18 protein-coding genes are annotated in these 19,107 nt (G+C 65.5%); 10 read left to right on the plus strand and 8 right to left on the minus strand.

Going from position 1 to position 19,107, the window contains the following annotated elements; all coding sequences use genetic code 11:
• Positions 1 to 7: 7 nt before the first annotated feature.
• The 4 genes from ACVIGA_RS30595 to ACVIGA_RS30610 all read right to left on the minus strand — a co-directional run bounded on the left by ACVIGA_RS30595 (position 8) and on the right by ACVIGA_RS30610 (position 5,892).
• Positions 8 to 2,482 carry a TonB-dependent receptor gene (locus ACVIGA_RS30595; RefSeq protein WP_456668927.1) on the minus strand — a complete coding sequence of 825 codons (2,475 nt, stop codon included), beginning with the start codon at positions 2,480 to 2,482 and terminating at the stop codon, positions 8 to 10.
• A gap of 325 nt (positions 2,483 to 2,807) precedes the next feature.
• Complete coding sequence (locus ACVIGA_RS30600; RefSeq protein ID WP_223969563.1) at positions 2,808 to 3,482, minus strand: RraA family protein; 675 nt, start codon at positions 3,480 to 3,482, stop codon at positions 2,808 to 2,810.
• 33 nt (positions 3,483 to 3,515) lie between these two features.
• The gene (locus ACVIGA_RS30605) at positions 3,516 to 4,541 is read right to left on the minus strand and encodes an amidohydrolase family protein (RefSeq protein ID WP_456668928.1); all 1,026 of its coding nucleotides are present in this window, start codon (positions 4,539 to 4,541) and stop codon (positions 3,516 to 3,518) included.
• 22 nt (positions 4,542 to 4,563) lie between these two features.
• Positions 4,564 to 5,892, minus strand: coding sequence for an MFS transporter (locus tag ACVIGA_RS30610; protein ID WP_456668929.1), 1,329 nt, complete (start codon positions 5,890 to 5,892; stop codon positions 4,564 to 4,566).
• A 200-nt stretch (positions 5,893 to 6,092) separates the two neighbouring features.
• Between ACVIGA_RS30610 and ACVIGA_RS30615 the strand changes: the two genes are divergently transcribed.
• Both ACVIGA_RS30615 and ACVIGA_RS30620 read left to right on the plus strand, forming a co-directional pair.
• Positions 6,093 to 7,028: a LysR substrate-binding domain-containing protein gene (locus tag ACVIGA_RS30615; protein WP_456668930.1), complete on the plus strand. Its 936-nt coding sequence runs from the start codon at positions 6,093 to 6,095 to the stop codon at positions 7,026 to 7,028.
• Between the two features lie 248 nt (positions 7,029 to 7,276).
• On the plus strand, positions 7,277 to 7,624 hold the full coding sequence (locus ACVIGA_RS30620; protein WP_456668931.1) for a hypothetical protein: 348 nt from the start codon (positions 7,277 to 7,279) through the stop codon (positions 7,622 to 7,624).
• A 6-nt stretch (positions 7,625 to 7,630) separates the two neighbouring features.
• Here ACVIGA_RS30620 and ACVIGA_RS30625 read toward each other — a convergent pair whose 3' ends face one another.
• Both ACVIGA_RS30625 and ACVIGA_RS30630 read right to left on the minus strand, forming a co-directional pair.
• The gene (locus ACVIGA_RS30625) at positions 7,631 to 8,344 is read right to left on the minus strand and encodes a type 1 glutamine amidotransferase (RefSeq protein WP_456668932.1); all 714 of its coding nucleotides are present in this window, start codon (positions 8,342 to 8,344) and stop codon (positions 7,631 to 7,633) included.
• 85 nt (positions 8,345 to 8,429) lie between these two features.
• Positions 8,430 to 9,383 (minus strand): hypothetical protein, encoded by a 954-nt coding sequence (locus tag ACVIGA_RS30630; protein WP_456670922.1) that lies wholly within the window; start codon positions 9,381 to 9,383, stop codon positions 8,430 to 8,432.
• A 442-nt stretch (positions 9,384 to 9,825) separates the two neighbouring features.
• Between ACVIGA_RS30630 and ACVIGA_RS30635 the strand changes: the two genes are divergently transcribed.
• Positions 9,826 to 10,374, plus strand: a complete 549-nt coding sequence (locus tag ACVIGA_RS30635; protein WP_456668933.1) for a cytochrome b — start codon at positions 9,826 to 9,828, stop codon at positions 10,372 to 10,374.
• A gap of 15 nt (positions 10,375 to 10,389) precedes the next feature.
• On the opposite strand, the gene ACVIGA_RS30640 is transcribed toward ACVIGA_RS30635, so the two are convergent.
• The gene (locus ACVIGA_RS30640; protein ID WP_456668934.1) at positions 10,390 to 10,917 is read right to left on the minus strand and encodes an Lrp/AsnC family transcriptional regulator; all 528 of its coding nucleotides are present in this window, start codon (positions 10,915 to 10,917) and stop codon (positions 10,390 to 10,392) included.
• 87 nt (positions 10,918 to 11,004) lie between these two features.
• On the opposite strand from ACVIGA_RS30640, the gene ald reads away from it, so the two are divergent.
• Positions 11,005 to 12,120 (plus strand): alanine dehydrogenase, encoded by a 1,116-nt coding sequence (gene ald, locus ACVIGA_RS30645; protein ID WP_456668935.1) that lies wholly within the window; start codon positions 11,005 to 11,007, stop codon positions 12,118 to 12,120.
• Positions 12,121 to 12,204: 84 nt separating this feature from the next.
• Here ald and ACVIGA_RS30650 read toward each other — a convergent pair whose 3' ends face one another.
• Positions 12,205 to 12,975 carry an IclR family transcriptional regulator gene (locus ACVIGA_RS30650; protein ID WP_456668936.1) on the minus strand — a complete coding sequence of 257 codons (771 nt, stop codon included), beginning with the start codon at positions 12,973 to 12,975 and terminating at the stop codon, positions 12,205 to 12,207.
• A 145-nt stretch (positions 12,976 to 13,120) separates the two neighbouring features.
• Here ACVIGA_RS30650 and leuC point away from each other — a divergent pair, with 145 nt between their 5' ends.
• The 6 genes from leuC to ACVIGA_RS30680 are packed head-to-tail and all read left to right on the plus strand — an operon-like array spanning position 13,121 to position 19,068.
• On the plus strand, positions 13,121 to 14,524 hold the full coding sequence (gene leuC / locus ACVIGA_RS30655; RefSeq protein ID WP_456668937.1) for a 3-isopropylmalate dehydratase large subunit: 1,404 nt from the start codon (positions 13,121 to 13,123) through the stop codon (positions 14,522 to 14,524).
• A gap of 3 nt (positions 14,525 to 14,527) precedes the next feature.
• Positions 14,528 to 15,178: a 3-isopropylmalate dehydratase small subunit gene (gene leuD / locus ACVIGA_RS30660; protein WP_456668938.1), complete on the plus strand. Its 651-nt coding sequence runs from the start codon at positions 14,528 to 14,530 to the stop codon at positions 15,176 to 15,178.
• A complete protein-coding gene (gene leuB, locus ACVIGA_RS30665; protein ID WP_456668939.1) occupies positions 15,175 to 16,308 on the plus strand; it encodes a 3-isopropylmalate dehydrogenase in 1,134 nt (377 codons plus the stop codon). The genes leuD and leuB overlap by 4 nt, the downstream gene beginning before the upstream one ends.
• Entirely contained in the window at positions 16,308 to 17,369 is a 1,062-nt protein-coding gene (locus tag ACVIGA_RS30670; protein ID WP_456668940.1) for an ABC transporter substrate-binding protein, read from the plus strand. The genes leuB and ACVIGA_RS30670 overlap by 1 nt, the downstream gene beginning before the upstream one ends.
• On the plus strand, positions 17,366 to 18,199 hold the full coding sequence (locus tag ACVIGA_RS30675) for an ABC transporter ATP-binding protein (RefSeq protein WP_456668941.1): 834 nt from the start codon (positions 17,366 to 17,368) through the stop codon (positions 18,197 to 18,199). Before ACVIGA_RS30670 ends, ACVIGA_RS30675 begins: the two co-directional genes overlap by 4 nt.
• Positions 18,196 to 19,068, plus strand: coding sequence for an ABC transporter permease (locus tag ACVIGA_RS30680; RefSeq protein WP_456668942.1), 873 nt, complete (start codon positions 18,196 to 18,198; stop codon positions 19,066 to 19,068). Before ACVIGA_RS30675 ends, ACVIGA_RS30680 begins: the two co-directional genes overlap by 4 nt.
• The last annotated feature ends 39 nt before the right edge of the window (positions 19,069 to 19,107 follow it).

Consider the following 19,107-nt stretch of genomic DNA (forward strand, 5'->3'; position numbering starts at 1 on the left):
AACCGTCCTAGAACTTCGCCCTGATGCCGGCATAGGCGGCGAGCGGCATGCCGGGCACGAAGGTGCGGGGATCGCTCAGCTGCGCCATCAAATTGGGCAGACCGCCAGCGCTGGCAAAGCCGCCCGTTTGGTAGAACGCGCCGCTCAGATAGTAGTGCTGGTTGAATACGTTGTTGATCAGGCCGAACACCTCGATGTTCTTCGTGAGCTGATACGACGTGTGCAGATTGACGACGGAGTAGGCCGGCACCTTCGGGCTCTGGTTGGTGTCGTCGTGGATGATCCACTGGCTACCCACGACGTTGAGGTCGGCGCCGACCTTCCACGCATCGGTCACGTTGTAGTCGACGCCGGCCTTGAAGCGGTGCGCGGGAATGCCCGGAATGTGGTCGCCCGGCATGACGTTGACGAATTGTGCGCCGGCGTCGTTGGTCAGGGCATTCGGATTGTTCGGCGAAGACAGTGTAACCGCGCTTCGATAGGTGGCGTCGACATAGGTGTAGTTGGCATAGGCGTTCCAGCGATCGATGCGATAGTCGAGCTTGGCCTCGATGCCCTGCCGCAAGGTCTGCCCAGCATTCTGGAAGAAGCCGAAATTGTTGACGCCGAGCGGGCTCGTCACCTGGATGATGTCGTCGTCGGACAGGGTGTGGAACACGCCGAGGCCCCAGCTCAGCATGCCGGTCCTGGCGTCGCGGCCCCAGCTACCGCGCAGGCCGGCCTCGACGGTGTGCGACACCACCTGCTTGAGCGGCGGATCGGCCACCAGGAAGGTGTCGATCATGCAGGGATGGTTGGGATCGGAGCAGCCGAGTTCCAGCGGCGTCGGTGCGCGGTTGGCCTCCGAATAGCCGGCATAGGCGGTGAGGTTGGGAGTGATCTTGAAGGTGCCGCCGATCACCGGGTTGAAGCGCTGGAAGTGGTTGCTGCTGTTGAGCAGATCGTTGGTCCCGGTCTGGTCCTTCAGGTCGATCTGGGCATAATTGAACCGTCCACCGGCCGTGACCGAGAACCGGTTCGTCACATCGAACGTGTCGGTGAGATAGACGCCGGTGTAGGTGTTGGTGGCGCGCAGGTCGACCGGGCTGAGACCGGCGTCTGGCTGATTGATGAAGACCCCGGTGCCGGTCACGAACAGGTTGTTCGGGTCGACCGTTCCGAGTTCGCTGGACGCCGTGAACTTGGTGTTGCCATGGTCGACGCTGACGCCCATCACGACGTGGTTGTCGTGCCCGAACAGCCTGTCCGCGTTGGTCAATTGGGCCGTGCCACCATAGCTGTTGGTCGCAACCTGGTTACGGTCGATCTCGCCGAGGAAAGCGTTGCCCAGCGTGTTCGGAGTTGCGGGACCGTCTGCCGGACCGAAAACCGGGAGGCCGTCGCCGATGCACAAAGTGGTGGGGTCGTCGCATGGCGCAACGTCGGTGCCGTTGCCGTCGACATGGGACTGTCGGAAGCCGCGGAAGTAGGCGTTGCCCTGGAACGACCAGGTGTCCGAGAAATTATGGCTCAGCGTGGCGTTGACGAAGGCCAGCTGCAGCAGCGTCGACTGCGGCCAGGTGTAGACGCTGGACCAGCGCTGGTTGAGCATCTCGACCGGCGTTGCGGCGACGTTGCCGAGCAGATTGCTGGCGCCGGTGAAATTGACGTGGAATTCGGTGTCGTCGTTGCGCGCGCCGATGTCGACATACATCCGGTTGACGTGAGACTGATTGGCGTAATCGCGCCATCCGCGGTCATAGGCGGATTCGAACGCCGCATAGGCGGAGATGTTGTCCCTCTGGCCGCCGGCCTGCACGCTGCCCTGCACGCGCCCGTAAGAGCCGCCGAACAGTTCCGCCTCGGAGCCCTGATAGGTGAAGCCGTTCTTCATCTGGATGCTGAGCGCACCGCCGATTGCGTTCAGGCCGAAGATTGGGTTGTTGGGCACCAGCGACACCCGGTCGATGGCCTTTTCCGGGATGAAATCCCAGTTGACCACGTCGCCCCAGGATTCGTTGATGCGGACGCCGTTCTGATAGACCGCGATGCCCTGCGGCGTTCCCTGGACCGGCGAGGCGACGAAGCCGCGGTAGTCGAGATTGCGCTGGAACGGGTTGCCGGTCTGGTCGGTCAGCGTGACGCCGGGCAGCTTGCGATTCACCGAGTCGAGAAAGTTGGTCGAATAGTTGCGGCTGAAATCCGCCGAGGTCAGCACCTCGGTGTTGGACGGGATCTTGTCGCGGTCAAGCAGGCTCGAGTCGCGGTCGGAGGGGCTCGGGACGCCGGCGCCGCCCTCGGGCGCCGCCGCGGTTTGGGCCGGTGCGGCCCGGGTTCGGGCGGATCGCGAGGTCCGCGCCACCGGCCGGGAGGCGGGCTTGATGCTGCGCGTCCCCGAAAGCGGCGAAGGGGCAATCACGGTGACGGGCGGCAGTTCGGTCGGGGCGGAGGTTTGGGCCTGCACCATCGTCAGCGGCGCTGCGGCTCCGATGGCGGTGAGCACGGCCGCAGCGCCGCGCGTCGTGACCGAACCAGACAAAAATCGTGTTGCCGTACGCAACAACGCACCAGCCATAACGCCCACCCTGTTGTCCCGGTTCGACTTTTATCCCCGACGAACCTTGGCTTCGAGACTGCGGGAGCGCTTTGGCTTTGGCAAACAAGATGTGTCCCGGAGGTTCGGGATTCTTTTCCATCTGCAATCGGGAAAAATTCCCGATGCCGGTCGACGGACGCGCCAGCCGTTCGCGCGGCGGCGATTTTCGCCGGTGGTGTGGACACTTATGCCCAAGAGGCAGGCATTCCGCCTCCTGGGCAGCGGCGGCAGGTCAGTCCTTGAACTCGCAGCCGAGCCGGTGCAGGGCCTCATCGACCCAGCGGCGGTCGCTGGTACCGGCGAGGATTTGCTGGATGGCCTTCTCCTCGGTTGCCTTCTTGGCCTCGGTCAGCTTGCAGACGGCCTCGGCGTCGTCATGCGGCACGCAGAGCACGCCGTCATCGTCGGCCACGATGAGATCGCCGGGCTCGACGATCATGCCGTCCATCGAGATCGTGCAATTGATCTCGCCCGGGCCGTCCTTGTAGGGGCCGCGATGGGCGACGCCGGCGGCGAACACCGGGAACGATCCGGCGCGGATCGCGCCGGCATCGCGGATCGAGCCGTCGATCACGAAGCCCGCGACGCCCTTCTTCTCCGCCAGCGTCGACATGATCTCGCCGATGATGGCGTTGACCAGGACACCGCCGGCGTCGACCACGATCACGTCGCCCGGCTGGGCCAGGTCGATCGCCTTGTGCACCATCAGATTGTCGCCGGGCCGGGTCTTCACCGTCAGCGCCGGGCCGCCGAGCCAGCCGCCCGCATGCATCGGCCGCAGCCGGTTGGTGCCCGCGATCCGCGACATCACATCGCTGATATTGGCGACCGGCAGCGTGCGGTAGCGCGCGACGAGGTCGGGCGACACTTTCCGCTTCGCCTTGTGAATTGCAAATCCTATGGCCATCGGTGTTCTCCGGTGTGTTGTCGGCGCGGGCGTTCAATGTGCGCGGCGGTCGAGATGGGCGTTGAGGCGGGGATAGACGCGGCGGGCGTTGCCCTCGAAGATCTTGGCCTTGTCCGCAGCGCTCAGCGGCAGCGCATCGATGTAGCGGCGGGTATCGTCGAAGTGATGTCCCGTTTCAGGGTCGATGCCGCGCACCGCGCCGACCATCTCGGAAGCAAACAGGATGTTCTCGACCGGGATCACACGGGTCAACAGCTCGATGCCGGGGAGATGATAGACGCAGGTGTCGAAGAACACGTTCTTCAACAGATGCTCCGACAGCGGCGGCAGCTTCATGTCCTGTGCGAGGCCGCGGTAGCGGCCCCAGTGATAGGGCACCGCGCCGCCGCCATGCGGGATGATGAACCGCAGGGTCGGGAAGCGCTTGAACAGGTCAGAGGTCAGGAACTGCATGAAGGCGGTGGTGTCGCCGTTGAGGTAGTGCGCGCCGGTGCCATGGAAGCACGGATTGCAGGACGAAGAGACATGGACCATCGCCGGTACGTCGAGCTCGACCATCTTCTCATACAGAGGATACCACCATTCATCTGATAGCGGCGGATCGCACCAATAGCCGCCGGCGGGATCGGGATTGAGGTTGCAGCCGACGAAGCCGAGCTGGGTCACGCAACGCTCGAGCTCCTCGATGCAGTTTTTGGGCTGCACGCCCGGGCTCTGCGGCAGCTGGCAGACGGGGACGAAGTTCTGCGGAAACAGCGTGCAGACCCGGTGCACCAGGTCGTTGCAGATCGTGGTCCATTCGCGGCTGGTTGCTTCCTTGCCGACATGATGCGCCATGCCGGCGGCGCGCGGCGAGAAGATGGTGACGTCGGTGCCGCGCTCCTTCTGCAGGCGGAGCTGCGCACCCTCGACGCTGGTGCGGATCTCGTCGTCGGTGATGCCGAGATTGGTGGTGAGCGGCCGGCGTGATTTATCGGCGAGGCCGGCGAGCTGCTTGTCGCGGAAGATCTGCAGCTTGGCCGGCTCGGTGGTGTAATGGCCGTGACAGTCGATGATCATGGTTGCGTCCTTAGTAGGTTTTTCAGTGTGCGGCGGATGACGGGATCGCGCCCGTCAATTCCGTCTCGCGCGGTTTGACGCGCATGGTGGCGGCGATGGCGGAAGCGACGAACAGGAAGCCGGCGATGCCGACCAGCGCCCAGGAGAAGCTTCCGGTGGAGTCCTTGATCAGCCCGATGCACCACGGGCCGATCAGCCCGCCGAACTGCGCCAGCGTGTTGACCATGGCGATCGCGGCGGCGCCGGCCGCGCCGGTCAGCAGCGAGGCGTTGATGCTCCAGAACAGCGGATTGCCGGCGTTCAGGCTGAAGCCGACGATGCAGAGGAACACGAAGGCCAGCACCGGGCTCGCGACATAGGCGCTGCCGAGCATGGCGACGGCGGCGAGCAGATAGACGGCCGCGAGATGAAACTTGCGGTCGCCGGTCTTGTCCGAGCTGCGGTTGACCACGATGGTGCCGACGACGCCGAGCAGCGGCGGGATCGCCGACAGGAAGCCGACCTCGATGTTGCTGAGATTGCCCATGCCCTTGATGATCTGCGGCAGCCACAGCAGCAGGCCATAGATCCCGACCAGCGCGCAGCCGAACAGCGCCGCCAGCAGCCAGACCCTGATATCGAGCACGCATTCGATCAACCTGTGCTGCCCCTGTTGTTCGATCTCGGCCCGCTCGGCGGCGAGCTCGCCTTCCAGCCAGGCGGCCTGCTCTTTGGTGAGCCAGTTCGCCTTGGCGGGACGGTCGGTCAGATAATAGAGCGTGAACAGGCCGAGCAGAATGGTCGGCACGCCCTCGGCGATGAACATCCATTGCCAGCCATGCAGGCCGGACGCGCCGTCGAGGAAGGTCATGATGCTGGTCGAGATCGGCCCGCCCAGCACCGCGGAGAACGAGCCGGCGATGATGTAGCCGGCGACCGCGCGGGCGCGATAGCGCGCGGGGAACCAATAGGTCAGATAAAGCACCACGCCGGGCATGAAGCCGGCTTCCGCGACGCCGAGGCCGAACCGCATCACATAGAGGCTGAGCGGATTCCAGACAAAGGCGGTCAGCGTAGCGACGAGGCCCCAGGTGACCAGGATCCGCGCCAGCCAAATCCGGGCCCCGAGCCAGTGCAGCATCAAATTGCTCGGCACCTCGAGCACCATGTAGCCGAGGAAGAAGATGCTGGCGGCAAAGCCGAAGATCGCGGGGCTGAGGCCGAGATCCTTGTTCATCGTCAGGCCGGCGTAGCCGAGATTGATGCGGTCGAGATAGTTGAAGAACATCATGGCGAAGAGGATCGGGATCAGCCGCCAATAGACCCGGCGGATGGTTTGCTGTTCGAGCTCGCTGACGGACGCTTGGCCCATTGGAATCCTCCTTGCTTCTTGTTATCGCGCTTGTGATCCGAACCGGGCGGAGCGCCTGTTATTCGCGGCGATTTCGCATGGCTGACCGGCTGCGCGTGTTGCCCCTTGGAGCATCGGCGTTTTGCCGCCAAGATCGGGAAACGGCCGTGGGAGGTCAAATACCGCTTTGACCCATCACTTATAGGGAAACGGAATAAGCGATGGATTACAGGCAGCTTCGCTACTTCATCGCGGTCGCCGAAGAGCTCAGCTTCAGCCGCGCCGCCAAGCGGCTGCATGTCAGCCAGCCGCCGCTGAGCACGCAGATCAAGGCGATGGAGGAGGAGCTCGGCACCCAGCTGTTGTCGCGGACGCGGCGTGCGGTCGAACTCACCCAGGCCGGCCAATTGCTGCTGGAGCACGCACGGCGTGCCGTCAGCGAGCTCGACCTCGCGTCGGAGACCGTGCGCCGCGCAGCGCGCGGGGAAGCCGGTGCGGTCCGTGTCGGCTTCACCGACTCGGTTCCGATGCTCGAGATGTTCGCCGAACTGTTCCGCGGTTTCCGCGGCAGCTATCCGCGGGTGAAGATCGAACTCAGGCACATGTCGACGGCGAAACAGCTGCAGGCGCTCGCCGACGCCGAGCTCGACGTCGCGATCATGCGGCCGCCGCTGGATTTCCGGCCGGCGGCCGATCTTCAGGTTCACGTCGTCTGGCGCGACCGCTTGATGGTGTTCCTGCCGATCGATCATCCGCTGGCTGCAGCGCCCGGCAAGCTTAGCGTTGCCGACCTTGCCGAGCACGAATTCGTCGGCATGGCGGAGAGCGGCTGCGGCGTCGGCGACCAGGCGGCGATGCTGTGCCGGCGCGCCGGCTTTGCGCCGCGGATCGCGCAGGAGGCGCATGAACTGCGCACGGTGCTCAGCCTCGTGGCGGCCGGGATCGGACTTTCGATCTTGCCATCATGCTACCAGCAGGCCGGCGTCATGAACGTGGTCGCGAAAGCGCTGGACACGCCGGATGCGGAGAGCCGCATGCTGGTGGCGATGCGTTCGAACGCCTCGCTCTTGCCGCGACGCTTCGTCGAATGCGCGCTGCAGGCGGCGTCGCGAAGCGCACCGCCGCTGGTCCCCGAGGTCGCTGCGGCGATCCGCTGATCGAGCCGTGCCGAAGGCGATCGCGCGTGCCTGAGAAGGCGACCTGCCGTGCGTGGCACGAGGCGGTCCGCGCCCCATACTTTCGTCGGCCGTAGTCTCCCGGAATGCAGTCTGGCGTCGCTCTTGCATACTTCAATGCAAGGTGCTGGGGCGCCGATTCGTGGTGTTTCGCCGGCAACGGCAATGTCGCCGGCGAACGGCAAGTGATGCGCGCCCGCAGCTGGATCGACACTTGCGGAGACTACACCATGCACGCCATCACGCGTGCGGCACTGCTTGGGACGATGTGGTTGACATCGCCGACCCTGGCGCGCGACGACGGCCGCTACGCCAATTCACCTCTGAAACCCTGGTTTGAAAGCCTGCACAGCGGTTACGGACAATGCTGTTCCGACGCCGACGGATCTGTGGTCGCCGATCCGGACTGGGAATCGGACCACGGCCATTATCGCGTGCACATCGACGACGAATGGGTCGTGGTGCCGGACGAGGCCTTGATCACCGAGCCGAACAAGATCGGCCGAACCATGGTGTGGAAGCACTATATCGACGGCCACCCGCGCGTGCGCTGCTTCATGCCGGGCAGCATGACTTGAGGGGTCTCACTCAGGCCCGCGGCGCATGAGGAAGCGCGTCACCACGCCGCCGAGCGTGGTGTGGTCGAGCGGTGCGGTGAGCGATGCCTTGGCGGTTTCGACCACGGCGTCGGGCGCGAGGCCGCGGCGCAGGTCGCACAGCGCGTCGGCGTAATCGGCGCTGAATTCCGGATGCGGCTGCACCGACAGCGTCGTGCCGTTGGCATAGAGCAGCCCGGCATGCGGGGTGAACTCGGACGCCATGATGGTGCGCGCGGAAGCGGGCGGGGTGATCACCTGGTCCTGATGCGAGGCGGCCGCCGCGATCGTCTCGCCCGCGAGCAGCCCGTTGTCCGGCGCCAGCTGGTAGACGTGGCGGCCGATGCCCCAGCCCTTCTCGGATTTGCGCACGGTGCCGCCGAGCGCCTGCGCGATCAGCTGATGGCCGAAGCAGACACCGACCATCGGAACGCGCGTGTCGTGGGCTGTGCGCACGAAGGCTTCGAGCGGCGCGATCCAGGCGACATCGTCATAGACGCCGGCTGCCGATCCCGTGATCAGGATGGCATCCAACGTGGCTGGATCCGGAAGCGGCTCACCGTTGGCGACGCTGACGACGTCGCAGGCGATCGATGGATCTGAAGTCGCCACCATCCGCCGGAACATCTGCGGATAGCTGCCGTGGCGCTCGCGGAATTGCGGACTGACGAGCCCGGTTTCGATGATGGTGATGCGGGGCATGGAACGCGCAGATGAATGAGCGGGGATGATCCAGCCTTTACTCCGAAAGCGCTGACGGCCACAAGCCGCGCGCGGCGACCGCCGTTCAATTCCGTGACGGCGCCGCCGCGTCGATCGTTGCGGTGTGCTGCGCCGCCGGCGTCGTGCTTTCGATCGCCGGCGTGGTCGCGAGGATCGCAGGCTCGGTGCGGTAGCGCGGCAGTTGGTCCTCGAGCGAGTAGCCGACGCAGAGCGCAAGGCTCGACCATACCGCCATGCTGAAATACAGCGACATCCAGGCGATCTCCTCGCGCCACTCAGCGATGTCATGGGTCACGACCCACCGCCTGCTGACGTCGCGCAGGCCCTCGAGCGGATGCAGCAGGGTGCCGCCGGCGGCGAGATTGGCGCGCCAGCGGTTCAGATACATCGGGACGTCGACGGTCATCAGGAAGGCGAGGAAGGCGGCGATGCCGACGATCGCGACGATGAGGGCCCAGCGCACCGGGCCGTGAAACTCGGGCAGCAGCCGGCACAGCGCGATCCCGACCAGGAAGAACACCACCGCCCAGATCGAGTTCTCGATCGCGTTGCAGAGATAATGGGTGGTCAGCACCGCATACCAGGAGAAGCATTCCGCGATCACGATCAGCGGCACGATGATCCAGGCGATGTTGATGGTAGTCTCGGCGCCGGTCATGGTGCCGAGTTGATACAGGATGATCGCCCATTGCGCGGCGAAGCAGACCTCGGCGACGGTGGCGACGGTGCGGCCGACCACGACGCTCGACAGCCAGGTGTCGAACAGGCAGATGCGCTGCACGTCGGCGCGCGGCAGCACCGAGCGGAACGCGCAGCCGAACACATAGGCCGCGCAGAGCAGCAGCATCAGGCCGATGCCGGACGTGTTGCTGAAGCTGCCGCTCGACTGCTCATGGAACTGGCGGTACAGCGCGAACCAGATCGCGATGTTGGCGGCGCTCACGAGGCTCAGGAAGCCCCACCACCGGACCACTGGATTCGACCAAGCCAGCGAAACCGGCCGCGCCCGCCACTCCATGCTCATTCACCGCTCCGCGTGTAACCGAACTGATATTGAATTGTAGTAATTCTGTCATAGAAGGCAGCGAATCACGACTAAAAAATGCGTGTGGCCCCGGGGGCCGGGCGGCTCCGATTGTGACAGCGTTTGTGACAGCGCGGCGTTTGTGACAGTGAGCGGCCCACGAAACCTCCTCTCGTCATTCCGGGGCGCGCGAAGCGCGAGCCCGGAATCCATTCAACCGCAGCACGGCGGCCCGATGGATTCCGGGCCTGCGCCTTCGGCGCATCCCGGAATGACGATGGGAGAGACCAGACCCTCCAGCCTTCGCGATAGTGATCGAAGTCAACGCCCGCGCCGGGTAGGCAGGCGTCGCGCGATCATCTATTGAACGGCCTTCCTTTTTCGGGCCGAACCCGCACGGGCTGGCTTCAACCGAAGGCGCCTCGTGACGACGGACATGACGGCCAGCTACGATCCGCTGTTGCGCCGGATTCACTGGGCGACGGCGGTGCTGTTCATCGCGGCAATGCTGATCGGGCTCTATTGCGGGCTGCAGCCGGCGGGGACGTCGCCGCGGCGCGAACTGCTCGAGGTGCACAAGTCGCTCGGCGTCACGCTGTTCTTCCTTGCGATCCTACGGCTGATGGTGCGGGCCGCGACCACGGCGCCGCCGGAGCCGGGCTCGTTCTCACCGCTGGTCAGGATCGCGGCACGGCTCAATCACTGGGCGCTCCACGCCATCCTGTTCGTGATGCCGGTGACCGGATACATGTTCTCGTCGGCCGGCGGCTATTCGCTGCGCTATTTCTGGACCTTCAGTTGGCCGCGCCTGTTCGCCGACAACAAGGCGGTCGCGGAGGCCGGCGAGCTCACGCATGGCCTGCTTGCCTACTTCGTTTATGCGGTGGTCGCGCTGCATATCGCCGCGACGCTCTGGCATGTCGTCGTCAAGAAGGACGAGACGCTGGCGCGGATGTGGCCGCGCGCGAGCCGCCATCCGTCCTGACGCGGCGATCGGCCTTCAGCCGCGCAGCGCGGTCTCCGGAATGGTGCGGCGGACCACCTCGCGCATCGCGAAGCTGGAATGGATGCGGGCGACGCCCGGCATCCGCGACAGATGCTGCTTGTGGATGCGCTCGAAGTCGGCGATGTCGCGGGCGATGACCTGCAAATGATAATCGTCGCTGCCCGACATCAGATGGCAGGACACGACGTCGGGGCAGCGCGCGATCGCGGCCTCGAAGGCTGCGAGATAATCCTCGCTCTGCTTCTCCAGCGTGATGGTGACGACGACGGTGGTCACCAGGCCAAGCGCTGTCGGCTCGAGGTCGACACGGTAGCCGCGGATCACGCCGATCTCCTCGAGATGACGGATGCGCCGCGCGCAGGCGGTCGGCGACAGCCCGACCTTCTCGGCGAGCTCGATCTGGCTGGCGCGCGCATCGGCGACCAGCTCGGCAAGGATTCTGAGATCGATACGATCGAGACCGTCCACGCAGTTTTCCTTCGAAGGCTGAGCTGGAAACGAAGGATATGGGCGTATCCGCATGTGCACAAGCCGGAATTCGCTGAGAAACACCGTGTGACGAGGAATAGCCTTGAGGCTAAGGGAAACGAATCCTTCAAGGAGCGGACCATGCGCATCGGCGTGCCCAAGGAAATCAAGGTCGAGGAATATCGGGTCGGGCTGACGCCTGCCTCGGTGCGGGAATATGTGGCGCACGGCCACGAGGTCGTGGTCCAGCGCGGCGCCGGTGACGGCATCGGTGCCGGCGATGACGTCTACACCCAGGCCGGCGCACGGATTGCCGACACCGCCGAGGAGGTGTTCGCGGTCGCCGAGATGGTCGTCAAGGTGAAGGAGCCGCAGCCGTCCGAATGGAGCAGGCTGCGCGAGGGCCAGATCCTCTTCACCTATCTGCATCTCGCGCCCGACGTGCCGCAGACCACGGGGCTGATCGCCTCCGGCTGCACGGCGGTCGCCTATGAGACTGTGACCGATGCACATGGCGGGCTGCCGCTGCTCGCGCCAATGAGCGAAGTCGCGGGCCGGCTCGCGATCGAGGCCGCCGGCGCTGCGCTGCGCAAATCCGCCGACGGCATGGGCAAGCTGCTCGGTGGCGTGCCAGGCGTTCCGCCGGCGCGCGTTGCGATCATCGGCGGCGGCGTGGTCGGCACCCACGCGGCACGGATGGCAGCAGGCCTCGGCAGCGACGTCACCATCCTCGACCGCTCATTGCCGCGGCTCCGCGCGCTCGACGACCTCTTCCTCGGCCGCGTCCGCACCCGCTACGCCACGCTGGAAGCGATCGAGCAGGAGGTTTTCGCGGCTGACGTTGTGATCGGCGCGGTGCTGGTGCCCGGCGCCAGCGCGCCGAAACTTGTCTCGCGCGCACAGCTCGCAGGCATGAAGCGCCGTGCGGTGCTGGTCGACGTCGCGATCGACCAGGGCGGCTGCTTCGAGACCTCGAAGGCGACCACGCACCAGGCGCCGACCTACCTGGTCGACGACATCGTGCATTATTGCGTCGCCAACATGCCGGGTGCGGTGCCGGTGACCTCGAGCCACGCGCTCAACCACGCCACCTTGCCATTTGGCCTGGCGCTGGCCTCGAAGGGACTGCGCGCGCTGGTCGAGGATCCGCATCTGCGCGCCGGCCTCAACGTCCATCGCGGCCGCATCACCAACCGCGCCGTGGCCGAGAGCCAGCATCTGTCGGCCGTCATGCCGGAGGAAGCGCTGGCGTCGTAGGAATTTCGACCCGCATTTGTAGCCCGGATTGCGCGGAGCCTGTGATCGGGCGCGCGTTCGCGCGACCCGTTGGCTCCATCCGGGCTACGGCGCCACATCCGTCAGTTCTTTCAGCCGGCTCTGCATGACTTCAATGATCTGCGCGCGCTTGGCCGCGATTCGTTCGATTGGCCCGCCGATGCCGATCGCGAGCGGCGCGCGTCGCTTCGGCAGGGGAACGAGCATGCCGATTGTGTTTGCGCCCGGCGTCGTGCGGCCGCTCGACTCGGAAAAGCCGCGGCGGCGGATGCGCTCGACCTCTTCCAGAAAGGCCGCTTCGCGAACGCGCGCCGACTGACTGGGCTCCTCGGCGTTATTGCGACGGATGATGCCGCGAATTTTGGTGTTCGGCATCTGGCTCAGCAGCACGTGTCCGAGCGCGGTGCGAACCATCGGTCGGATTTGACCGGCATTTGCAATGAACTGAAGCTGATTGCCGCCGGGGACAACGTGCAGATACCGCATCCCGGCGGCGCCAGCCTGTTGTCCAAGCATGACGGTTTCGCCGCCCGTCGCGGTCCAGAGTTCCTCCATCAGATCGGTGAGCTTTGTGTCACGGAACGGAGAACGACGGATCCAATCGCCAAGCAGATTGACCCGGTAGCTGGGGATGAAACGCCGGGTTCGTCGGTCGTATTCAAGGTAGTTCAGTTCGACGAGACTGCGAAGCAGCACTGACGTGCTCGATTGAGGCATCTCCAGCGCGGCAGCTATCTCGGTCACGGAAGCAGCCCGCTTTCTTTCCCGAAAGAACTCCAGAACCGCAAACGACCGCATGGCCGATTTGACGATGGCCGTCTTGTTCGCGTTCGGCATGGCTGTCTCCGCGGCGGGGCAACGACCGCGCCTCCATCACATATGTGATGTTAGGGCAAAACTGCTTCACTTGACGACAACTTTGGCACAGATTGGCGCCAATTCGATCAAGCCGCATGGAAACGCGGAGAGCAGGGGAAGGCGGATGCCCGGACGGAGTTTGCTCGAGAAGATCTGGGACCAGCATGTCATCGCCCGCCTCAGCGAGGACACGGACCTCCTTCATATCGACCGCCATCTGCTGCACGATCTCGGCGGCTCGCGCGGCCTGCTCGATCTCAAGAGCCGTGGCCTCAAGGTTCACAATCCCGAACTGACGTTTGCGACGCCGGATCATGCGTTGTCGACGGCGCCCGGCCGCGCCGGAACCAGCAAGATCGGACAGGAATTGCTGGCCGCGCTGCGGACCGAGACGGCGGCGAGCGGCATCACGCTGTTCGATGTCGATCAGCCCGGCCAGGGCATCGTCCATGTCATCGGGCCGGAGCTCGGCTTGAGCCTGCCGGGCGCGACGATCGTCTGCGGCGACAGCCACACCTGCACCCATGGCGGCCTCGGCGCGCTCGCCTTCGGCATCGGGTCGAGCGAGCTCACCCACGTGCTGGCGACGCAGGCGCTGATCCAGAAGCGTCCGAAGACGCTGCGCGCGCGCTTCGAGGGCAAGCTGCCGCTCGGCGTCACCGCCAAGGACATGATCCTCGCACTGATCGGGCATATCGGTGCGGCCGGCGGCACCGGCTACGCGGTCGAATATGCCGGCAGTGCGATCCGCGAACTGCCGATCGAAGGACGGCTGACGATCTGCAACCTCTCGATCGAGCTCGGCGCCAAGATGGGCATGGTGGCGCCCGACGAGAAGACATTCGAATTCCTGTGCGGCCGTCCCTATGCGCCGCAGGGCGGGATGTGGGATCTCGCGGTCAAGGCGTGGCGCGAACTGCCGAGCGATCCCGATGCGGTGTTCGACCGCGAGGTCGTGATCGATGTCGAAAAGATCATCCCGCAGGTGACCTGGGGCATCAGCCCCGAGCACGTCGTCGGCGTCGATGGCCTCATTCCCGATCCGCAGTCGGTCGACGATCCGGCGCGGCGCGCCGCGATCGAGACCGCGCTCGAGTATATGGGCCTGCAAGGCGGTGCGCCGATCGCCGGCACGCCGGTCGACTGGGTGTTCATTGGCTCCTGCACCAACAGCCGGCTCAGCGATCTGCGTGCCGCGGCCGAGGTCGCGCGCGGCCGCAAGGTTGCCGCCGGGGTCCGCGCCTGGGTGGTGCCGGGCTCGGAGAACGTCAAGCGCGAGGCGGTCGCCGAAGGGCTCGACAAGATCTTCATCGAGGCCGGCTTCGAATGGCGCGAGCCGGGCTGCTCGATGTGCCTTGCCGCCAATGGCGAGGTGGTGGCGCCCGGGCAGCGCTCGGTCTCGACCTCGAACCGCAACTTCGTCGGCAGGCAGGGGCCACGGGCACGCACGCACCTGGCGAGCCCCGCGAGTGCGGCGGCCTCGGCCATTGCCGGTGCGATCGCCGATGTCAGGATGCTGGGGCGCTAGACGATGCCGAAACCGTTCAACAAGCTCACCGCGACCGCTGCGCCGATCATGCGCGCCAATATCGATACCGATGTGATCATCCGGATCGAGCGCCTGGTCGGCAATTCGATCCGCGGCACGCTCGACAAATGGGCGTTCGGCTCGCTGCGCTATCTCGCCGACGGCTCGGAGAATCCGGATTTCATCCTCAACCGCGAGCCGTACCGGGAGGCCGAGATCCTGGTAACCGGACCGAATTTCGGCTGCGGCTCGTCGCGCGAGGGCGCGGTGTGGTCGCTGCAGGAGCGCGGCATCCGCGCCGTCATCGGCTCCGGCTTCGGCGACATCTTCTTCGCCAACTGCTTCCAGAATGGAATCCTGCCCGTCATCGTCGACAAGGCGGTGGTCGATCAGCTCGCCGCCGACATCGAGGCGACGCAGGGCGCCGGCAAGGTCTCGATCGACCTCGAGGCACAGACCATCGTCTCGCCGTCGGGCGCGCGGCATTCCTTCGAGATCGACCCGCGGCGGCGCGAAGGACTGTTGAAGGGGCTCGACGAGGTGGCGCTGACGTTGCAGCGCGACGACGAGATCCACGCCTTCCAGGCTTCCGACCGCACGGCGCGGCCCTGGATTCATTTTCAGAGAACACCCGCTTCAAGGACATCGGCATGAGCACGCAATCCAACATGGTCAAGGTCGCCGTCGTCGGCGGCGAGGGCATCGGTCCCGAGGTCACCGCGCAGTCGCGCCGCGTGCTCGAGTGGTTCGCGGCCAAACGGAACGTGCCGATGACCTTGCGCGAGGCGCAATACGGCCTGATCCCGTATCTGGCGACCGGCAAGGTGCTGCCCGAGGACACCGCTGAGGCGATGGACGAGGCCGACGCCATCCTGTGGGGCGCGACCGGTGGTCCCGAGACCACCGAAGTGCCGGCGGCCGCGCGCAAAGCCGGCAGTCTCTTGGGCCTGCGCAGCAAGTACGACCTCTACGCCAATCTGCGGCCGATCGTGGCGAGCCCGGCGCTGTCGGCGTCGGCGCCGCTCAAGCCCGAGGTGCTCGACGGCGTCGATTTCGTCATCATCCGCGAATTGACCAGCGGCATCTATTTCGGCGAGCCGCGCGGCATCGAGACCTTGCCGGACGGCCAGCGCCGCGGCTTCAACACCGAGCAATACACCACGAACCAGATCCGCCGCGTGGCGCGCTCGGCGTTCGAGCTGGCGCGAACCCGGCGCAACAAGGTCTGCTCGGTCGACAAGGCCAATGTGCTGGAGACCAGCGTGGTCTGGCGCGAGGAGGTGATCAGGCTGCACAAGGAGGAATTCTCCGACGTCGAGCTGACCCATCTCTATGTCGACAACGCCGCGATGCAGATCGTGCGCGAGCCGCGGCAGTTCGACGTCATGGTGACCGGCAACATCTTCGGCGACATCCTGTCCGACTGCGCGGCGATGGCGTCCGGCTCGCTCGGCATGCTGCCGTCGGCCTCGCTCGGCCCGGTCGATCGCTTCGGCCGGCGCAAGGCGCTGTATGAGCCTGTACATGGCAGCGCCCCCGATATCGCGGGCAAGGGCGTCGCCAATCCGCTCGGATCGATCCTCAGCGTTGCGATGCTGCTGCGCCTGACGCTGAATCGCCCCGAGGATGCCGACCTGGTGGAAAAGGCGGTGCAGAGTGCGCTTGCCTCCGGCGCACGAACGGCCGACATTGCGGAAGCGGGTGCGAAGAAGCTGTCGACCGTCCAGATGGGCGACGCGGTGCTCAGCGCGCTGGACAAGATCTCGGCCAAGGAGCACGCGTGATGCCTGATGTCGCCATGCCCCACATTTCGCGGCGGTCGGCCCTGACGGTGATCGCCGCGGGTGGCGCGGCGCTGGCGACCGGGCGTGCATGGGCGCAGGCGGCCACCGGCCGCGCGATCTATCCGGTCGCGGTGCCGGTCTATCAGACGCAGTTCGTTGCTGACCGCATCGGTTACTTCAAGGAAGCCGGGCTCGACTGCAAGCTGGTGCAGGGCGGCAGCGGTGTGAAGACCCGCGAGATCATCGCCTCCTCGCAGGGCGATATCGGGATCGGCGACGTCACCCATCCGATGCAGCTGACCAATCACGGCCGTGCTGCGCGCGTGCTGCTGCCGGTCGACACACGGTCGAACTCGGTGATGTTCATCCTGCGCAAGGATCTGAAGGACCAGGGCATCAACTCGCTAGAGGCCTTCACGCAATGGAAGCGGCCCGACGGCCGCAAGCCGATCGTCTCGGTCTCTTCGCTCGGCGGCACCAACCACGTCTGGGCGTCCTACTACATGGAAACCATGGGGCTCGACGACAAGGTGACCTGGATCGGCACCGGCAATGTCGACACCATGCTGGGGTCGCTGAAATCGAAGCAGGTCGATATCCTGGTTTCTTCGCTGTCGCTGCTCAACGAGGCGCAGCAGCAGGGCTGGGGCGAATTGCTGTTCGACGGCACTGATGAAGCGATCTGGAACAAGCATATCGGCGGCAAGGTGCCGGTGACCGCGCATTTCACCCTGCAGGCGACCATCGACAAGGATCCGGCCAAAATGCAGGCCTATGTCACCGCGCTGTGGCGCGCCTCGCAATGGATCAAGACCCACAAGGCGACCGAGGTCTACGATGCCATCGAGCCTTATGTCGGCAGCACCTCGCGCGACGCCAATCTGCTGGAGATCACTGCGATCCAGAAGGTCGCGGACTATGAGGGCTCGATCGACGCGGCGAGTTTCGCGCGCGGCGAGAAGGTCTGGTTCCGCGAGATGACCGGCATCAAGCCGCTCAAGATCGCCGACGTGGTCAACGCCAATCTCATCGACGCGGCGCGAAAGGCCTATCCGGGTTGAGCGCGCTCGAGACGAGCGCAACCGTATCGCCGCGCGCCTCGGCCGACCGCCGCGTCGAGGTCAAGGGCCTGAGCAAGTCGTTCCAGCTTGCGAAGACCACGATCGAGGCGGTGCGCGACGTCAGCTTCGACGTCCGCCGCGGTGAGTTCGTTGCGCTGCTCGGCCCGTCCGGCTCCGGCAAGAGCACGGTGCTCAACATGATCGCCTCGCTGATCCGCCCGACCGGCGGCGAGATCCTGATTGATGGCAAGCGCGTCGTCCCCGGCAAGGCGACGCCGGATGTCGGTTACGTGTTCCAGCGCGACACGCTGTTCCCGTGGCGGACCGTCGCCGACAATATCGGCTATGGGCTGGAGCTATCGGGCGTGCCGGCGCAGGAACGGAAAGAGCGCATCGCGCAATGCGTCGCGCAGGCCGGGCTGAAGGGATTCGAGAGCGCGTATCCGTCGGCGCTGTCGGGTGGCATGCGGCAGCGCGCGGCGCTGATGCGGACCCTGATCGTCGAGCCGCAGATCCTCCTGATGGACGAGCCGTTCGGCGCGCTCGACACCCACACCAAGATTGACATGCACGAGGTGCTGCTCCGGATCTGGGAGCGCGAGCAGCAGACCGTGCTGTTCGTGACCCACGATCTCGGCGAGGCGCTGACCTTGGCCGACCGCATCATCCTGTTCTCGGCGCGGCCGGGCCGCATCAATGACATGTTCGAGGTCGACTTCGCGCGCCCGCGCGACGCGGTGAAGGTGCGCGAGACCCCACGCTATGCCGAACTGTTCCAGCACATCTGGCACTCGCTCGGCGAGGAATTCGTCAGGGGTCGCAGCGCATGAGACGATACAGCACGCTCGGCACCATCGGCTGGCAGGTCCTGATCTGCGCAATCGTGCTGTCGATCTGGCAATGGGGCTATGATCTGCGCACCAAACTGCCGTGGCTGGTGCCCGATCTGCTCGACCCCTACTTCATCTCGAAGCCGTCGATGATCTTCGACAACTTCCTGATCCAGAGCTGCCTGACCTCGAAGCTCGGCGTCGTCAACGGCTGGTTCAACGGCGAGTTCGCGAAGTGCCTGGCGCGCAACGAGAACAATCTCTGGGCCGCGACGGCGATCACCCTGAAGAACACCTTCTACGGCTTCGTCGCCGGCGTGGTCTCTGGCTTCGTCGCCGGGCTGATCCTCGGGCGATCCGATCGTCTCAGCGCGATCTTCCAGCCCTTCATCACGGCGGTGAATTCGATCCCGCGGATCGCGCTGGCGCCGATCATCGTGCTGGCGTTCGGGATCGGCGACATGTCGAAGATAGTCACCTCCTGGATCGTCGTGGTGTTCCTGGTGTTCTTCAACACCTTCGAGGGCGCGCGTTCGATCGACGAGGGTTTCACCAATGCGGCGCGCCTGCTCGGCGCCAGCGAGTGGCAGATCACGCGCACCGTGGTGATCCCCTCGACCATGGCCTGGGTGTTCGCCTCGCTGACGCCCGCTATCTCGTTCGCACTGATCGGCGTGATCGTCGGCGAGTTCATCGGCGCCGAGCGCGGCATCGGCCGCCTCATCATCGAGTCCGAGGCGCGTGGGGAAGCGTCGGGCATGATGGTCGCGGTCGTGGTCTTGATGCTGGTCGGCGTCGGGCTGTCGGCGATCATCTGGCGGCTGCAGGCCTATCTGTTGCGCTGGCAGCGGCACCGCAGCGCCGAATAGGTCTGCGGCACGGCGTTTTGGCATGTGGGGCTACCGGCC

This window comes from Bradyrhizobium sp. USDA 3240, assembly GCF_054063295.1.

Coding starts and splice junctions, on each gene's coding strand:
- ACVIGA_RS30600 (WP_223969563.1), bottom strand. CDS start 3,482: ATGGCCATAGGATTTGCAATTCACAAGGCGAAGCGGAAAGTGTCGCCC.
- ACVIGA_RS30605 (WP_456668928.1), bottom strand. CDS start 4,541: ATGATCATCGACTGTCACGGCCATTACACCACCGAGCCGGCCAAGCTG.
- ACVIGA_RS30610 (WP_456668929.1), bottom strand. CDS start 5,892: ATGGGCCAAGCGTCCGTCAGCGAGCTCGAACAGCAAACCATCCGCCGG.
- ACVIGA_RS30615 (WP_456668930.1), top strand. CDS start 6,093: ATGGATTACAGGCAGCTTCGCTACTTCATCGCGGTCGCCGAAGAGCTC.
- ACVIGA_RS30620 (WP_456668931.1), top strand. CDS start 7,277: ATGCACGCCATCACGCGTGCGGCACTGCTTGGGACGATGTGGTTGACA.
- ACVIGA_RS30625 (WP_456668932.1), bottom strand. CDS start 8,344: ATGCCCCGCATCACCATCATCGAAACCGGGCTCGTCAGTCCGCAATTC.
- ACVIGA_RS30630 (WP_456670922.1), bottom strand. CDS start 9,383: ATGGAGTGGCGGGCGCGGCCGGTTTCGCTGGCTTGGTCGAATCCAGTG.
- ACVIGA_RS30635 (WP_456668933.1), top strand. CDS start 9,826: ATGACGGCCAGCTACGATCCGCTGTTGCGCCGGATTCACTGGGCGACG.
- ACVIGA_RS30640 (WP_456668934.1), bottom strand. CDS start 10,917: ATGCGGATACGCCCATATCCTTCGTTTCCAGCTCAGCCTTCGAAGGAA.
- ald (WP_456668935.1), top strand. CDS start 11,005: ATGCGCATCGGCGTGCCCAAGGAAATCAAGGTCGAGGAATATCGGGTC.
- ACVIGA_RS30650 (WP_456668936.1), bottom strand. CDS start 12,975: ATGCCGAACGCGAACAAGACGGCCATCGTCAAATCGGCCATGCGGTCG.
- leuC (WP_456668937.1), top strand. CDS start 13,121: ATGCCCGGACGGAGTTTGCTCGAGAAGATCTGGGACCAGCATGTCATC.
- leuD (WP_456668938.1), top strand. CDS start 14,528: ATGCCGAAACCGTTCAACAAGCTCACCGCGACCGCTGCGCCGATCATG.
- leuB (WP_456668939.1), top strand. CDS start 15,175: ATGAGCACGCAATCCAACATGGTCAAGGTCGCCGTCGTCGGCGGCGAG.
- ACVIGA_RS30670 (WP_456668940.1), top strand. CDS start 16,308: ATGCCTGATGTCGCCATGCCCCACATTTCGCGGCGGTCGGCCCTGACG.
- ACVIGA_RS30680 (WP_456668942.1), top strand. CDS start 18,196: ATGAGACGATACAGCACGCTCGGCACCATCGGCTGGCAGGTCCTGATC.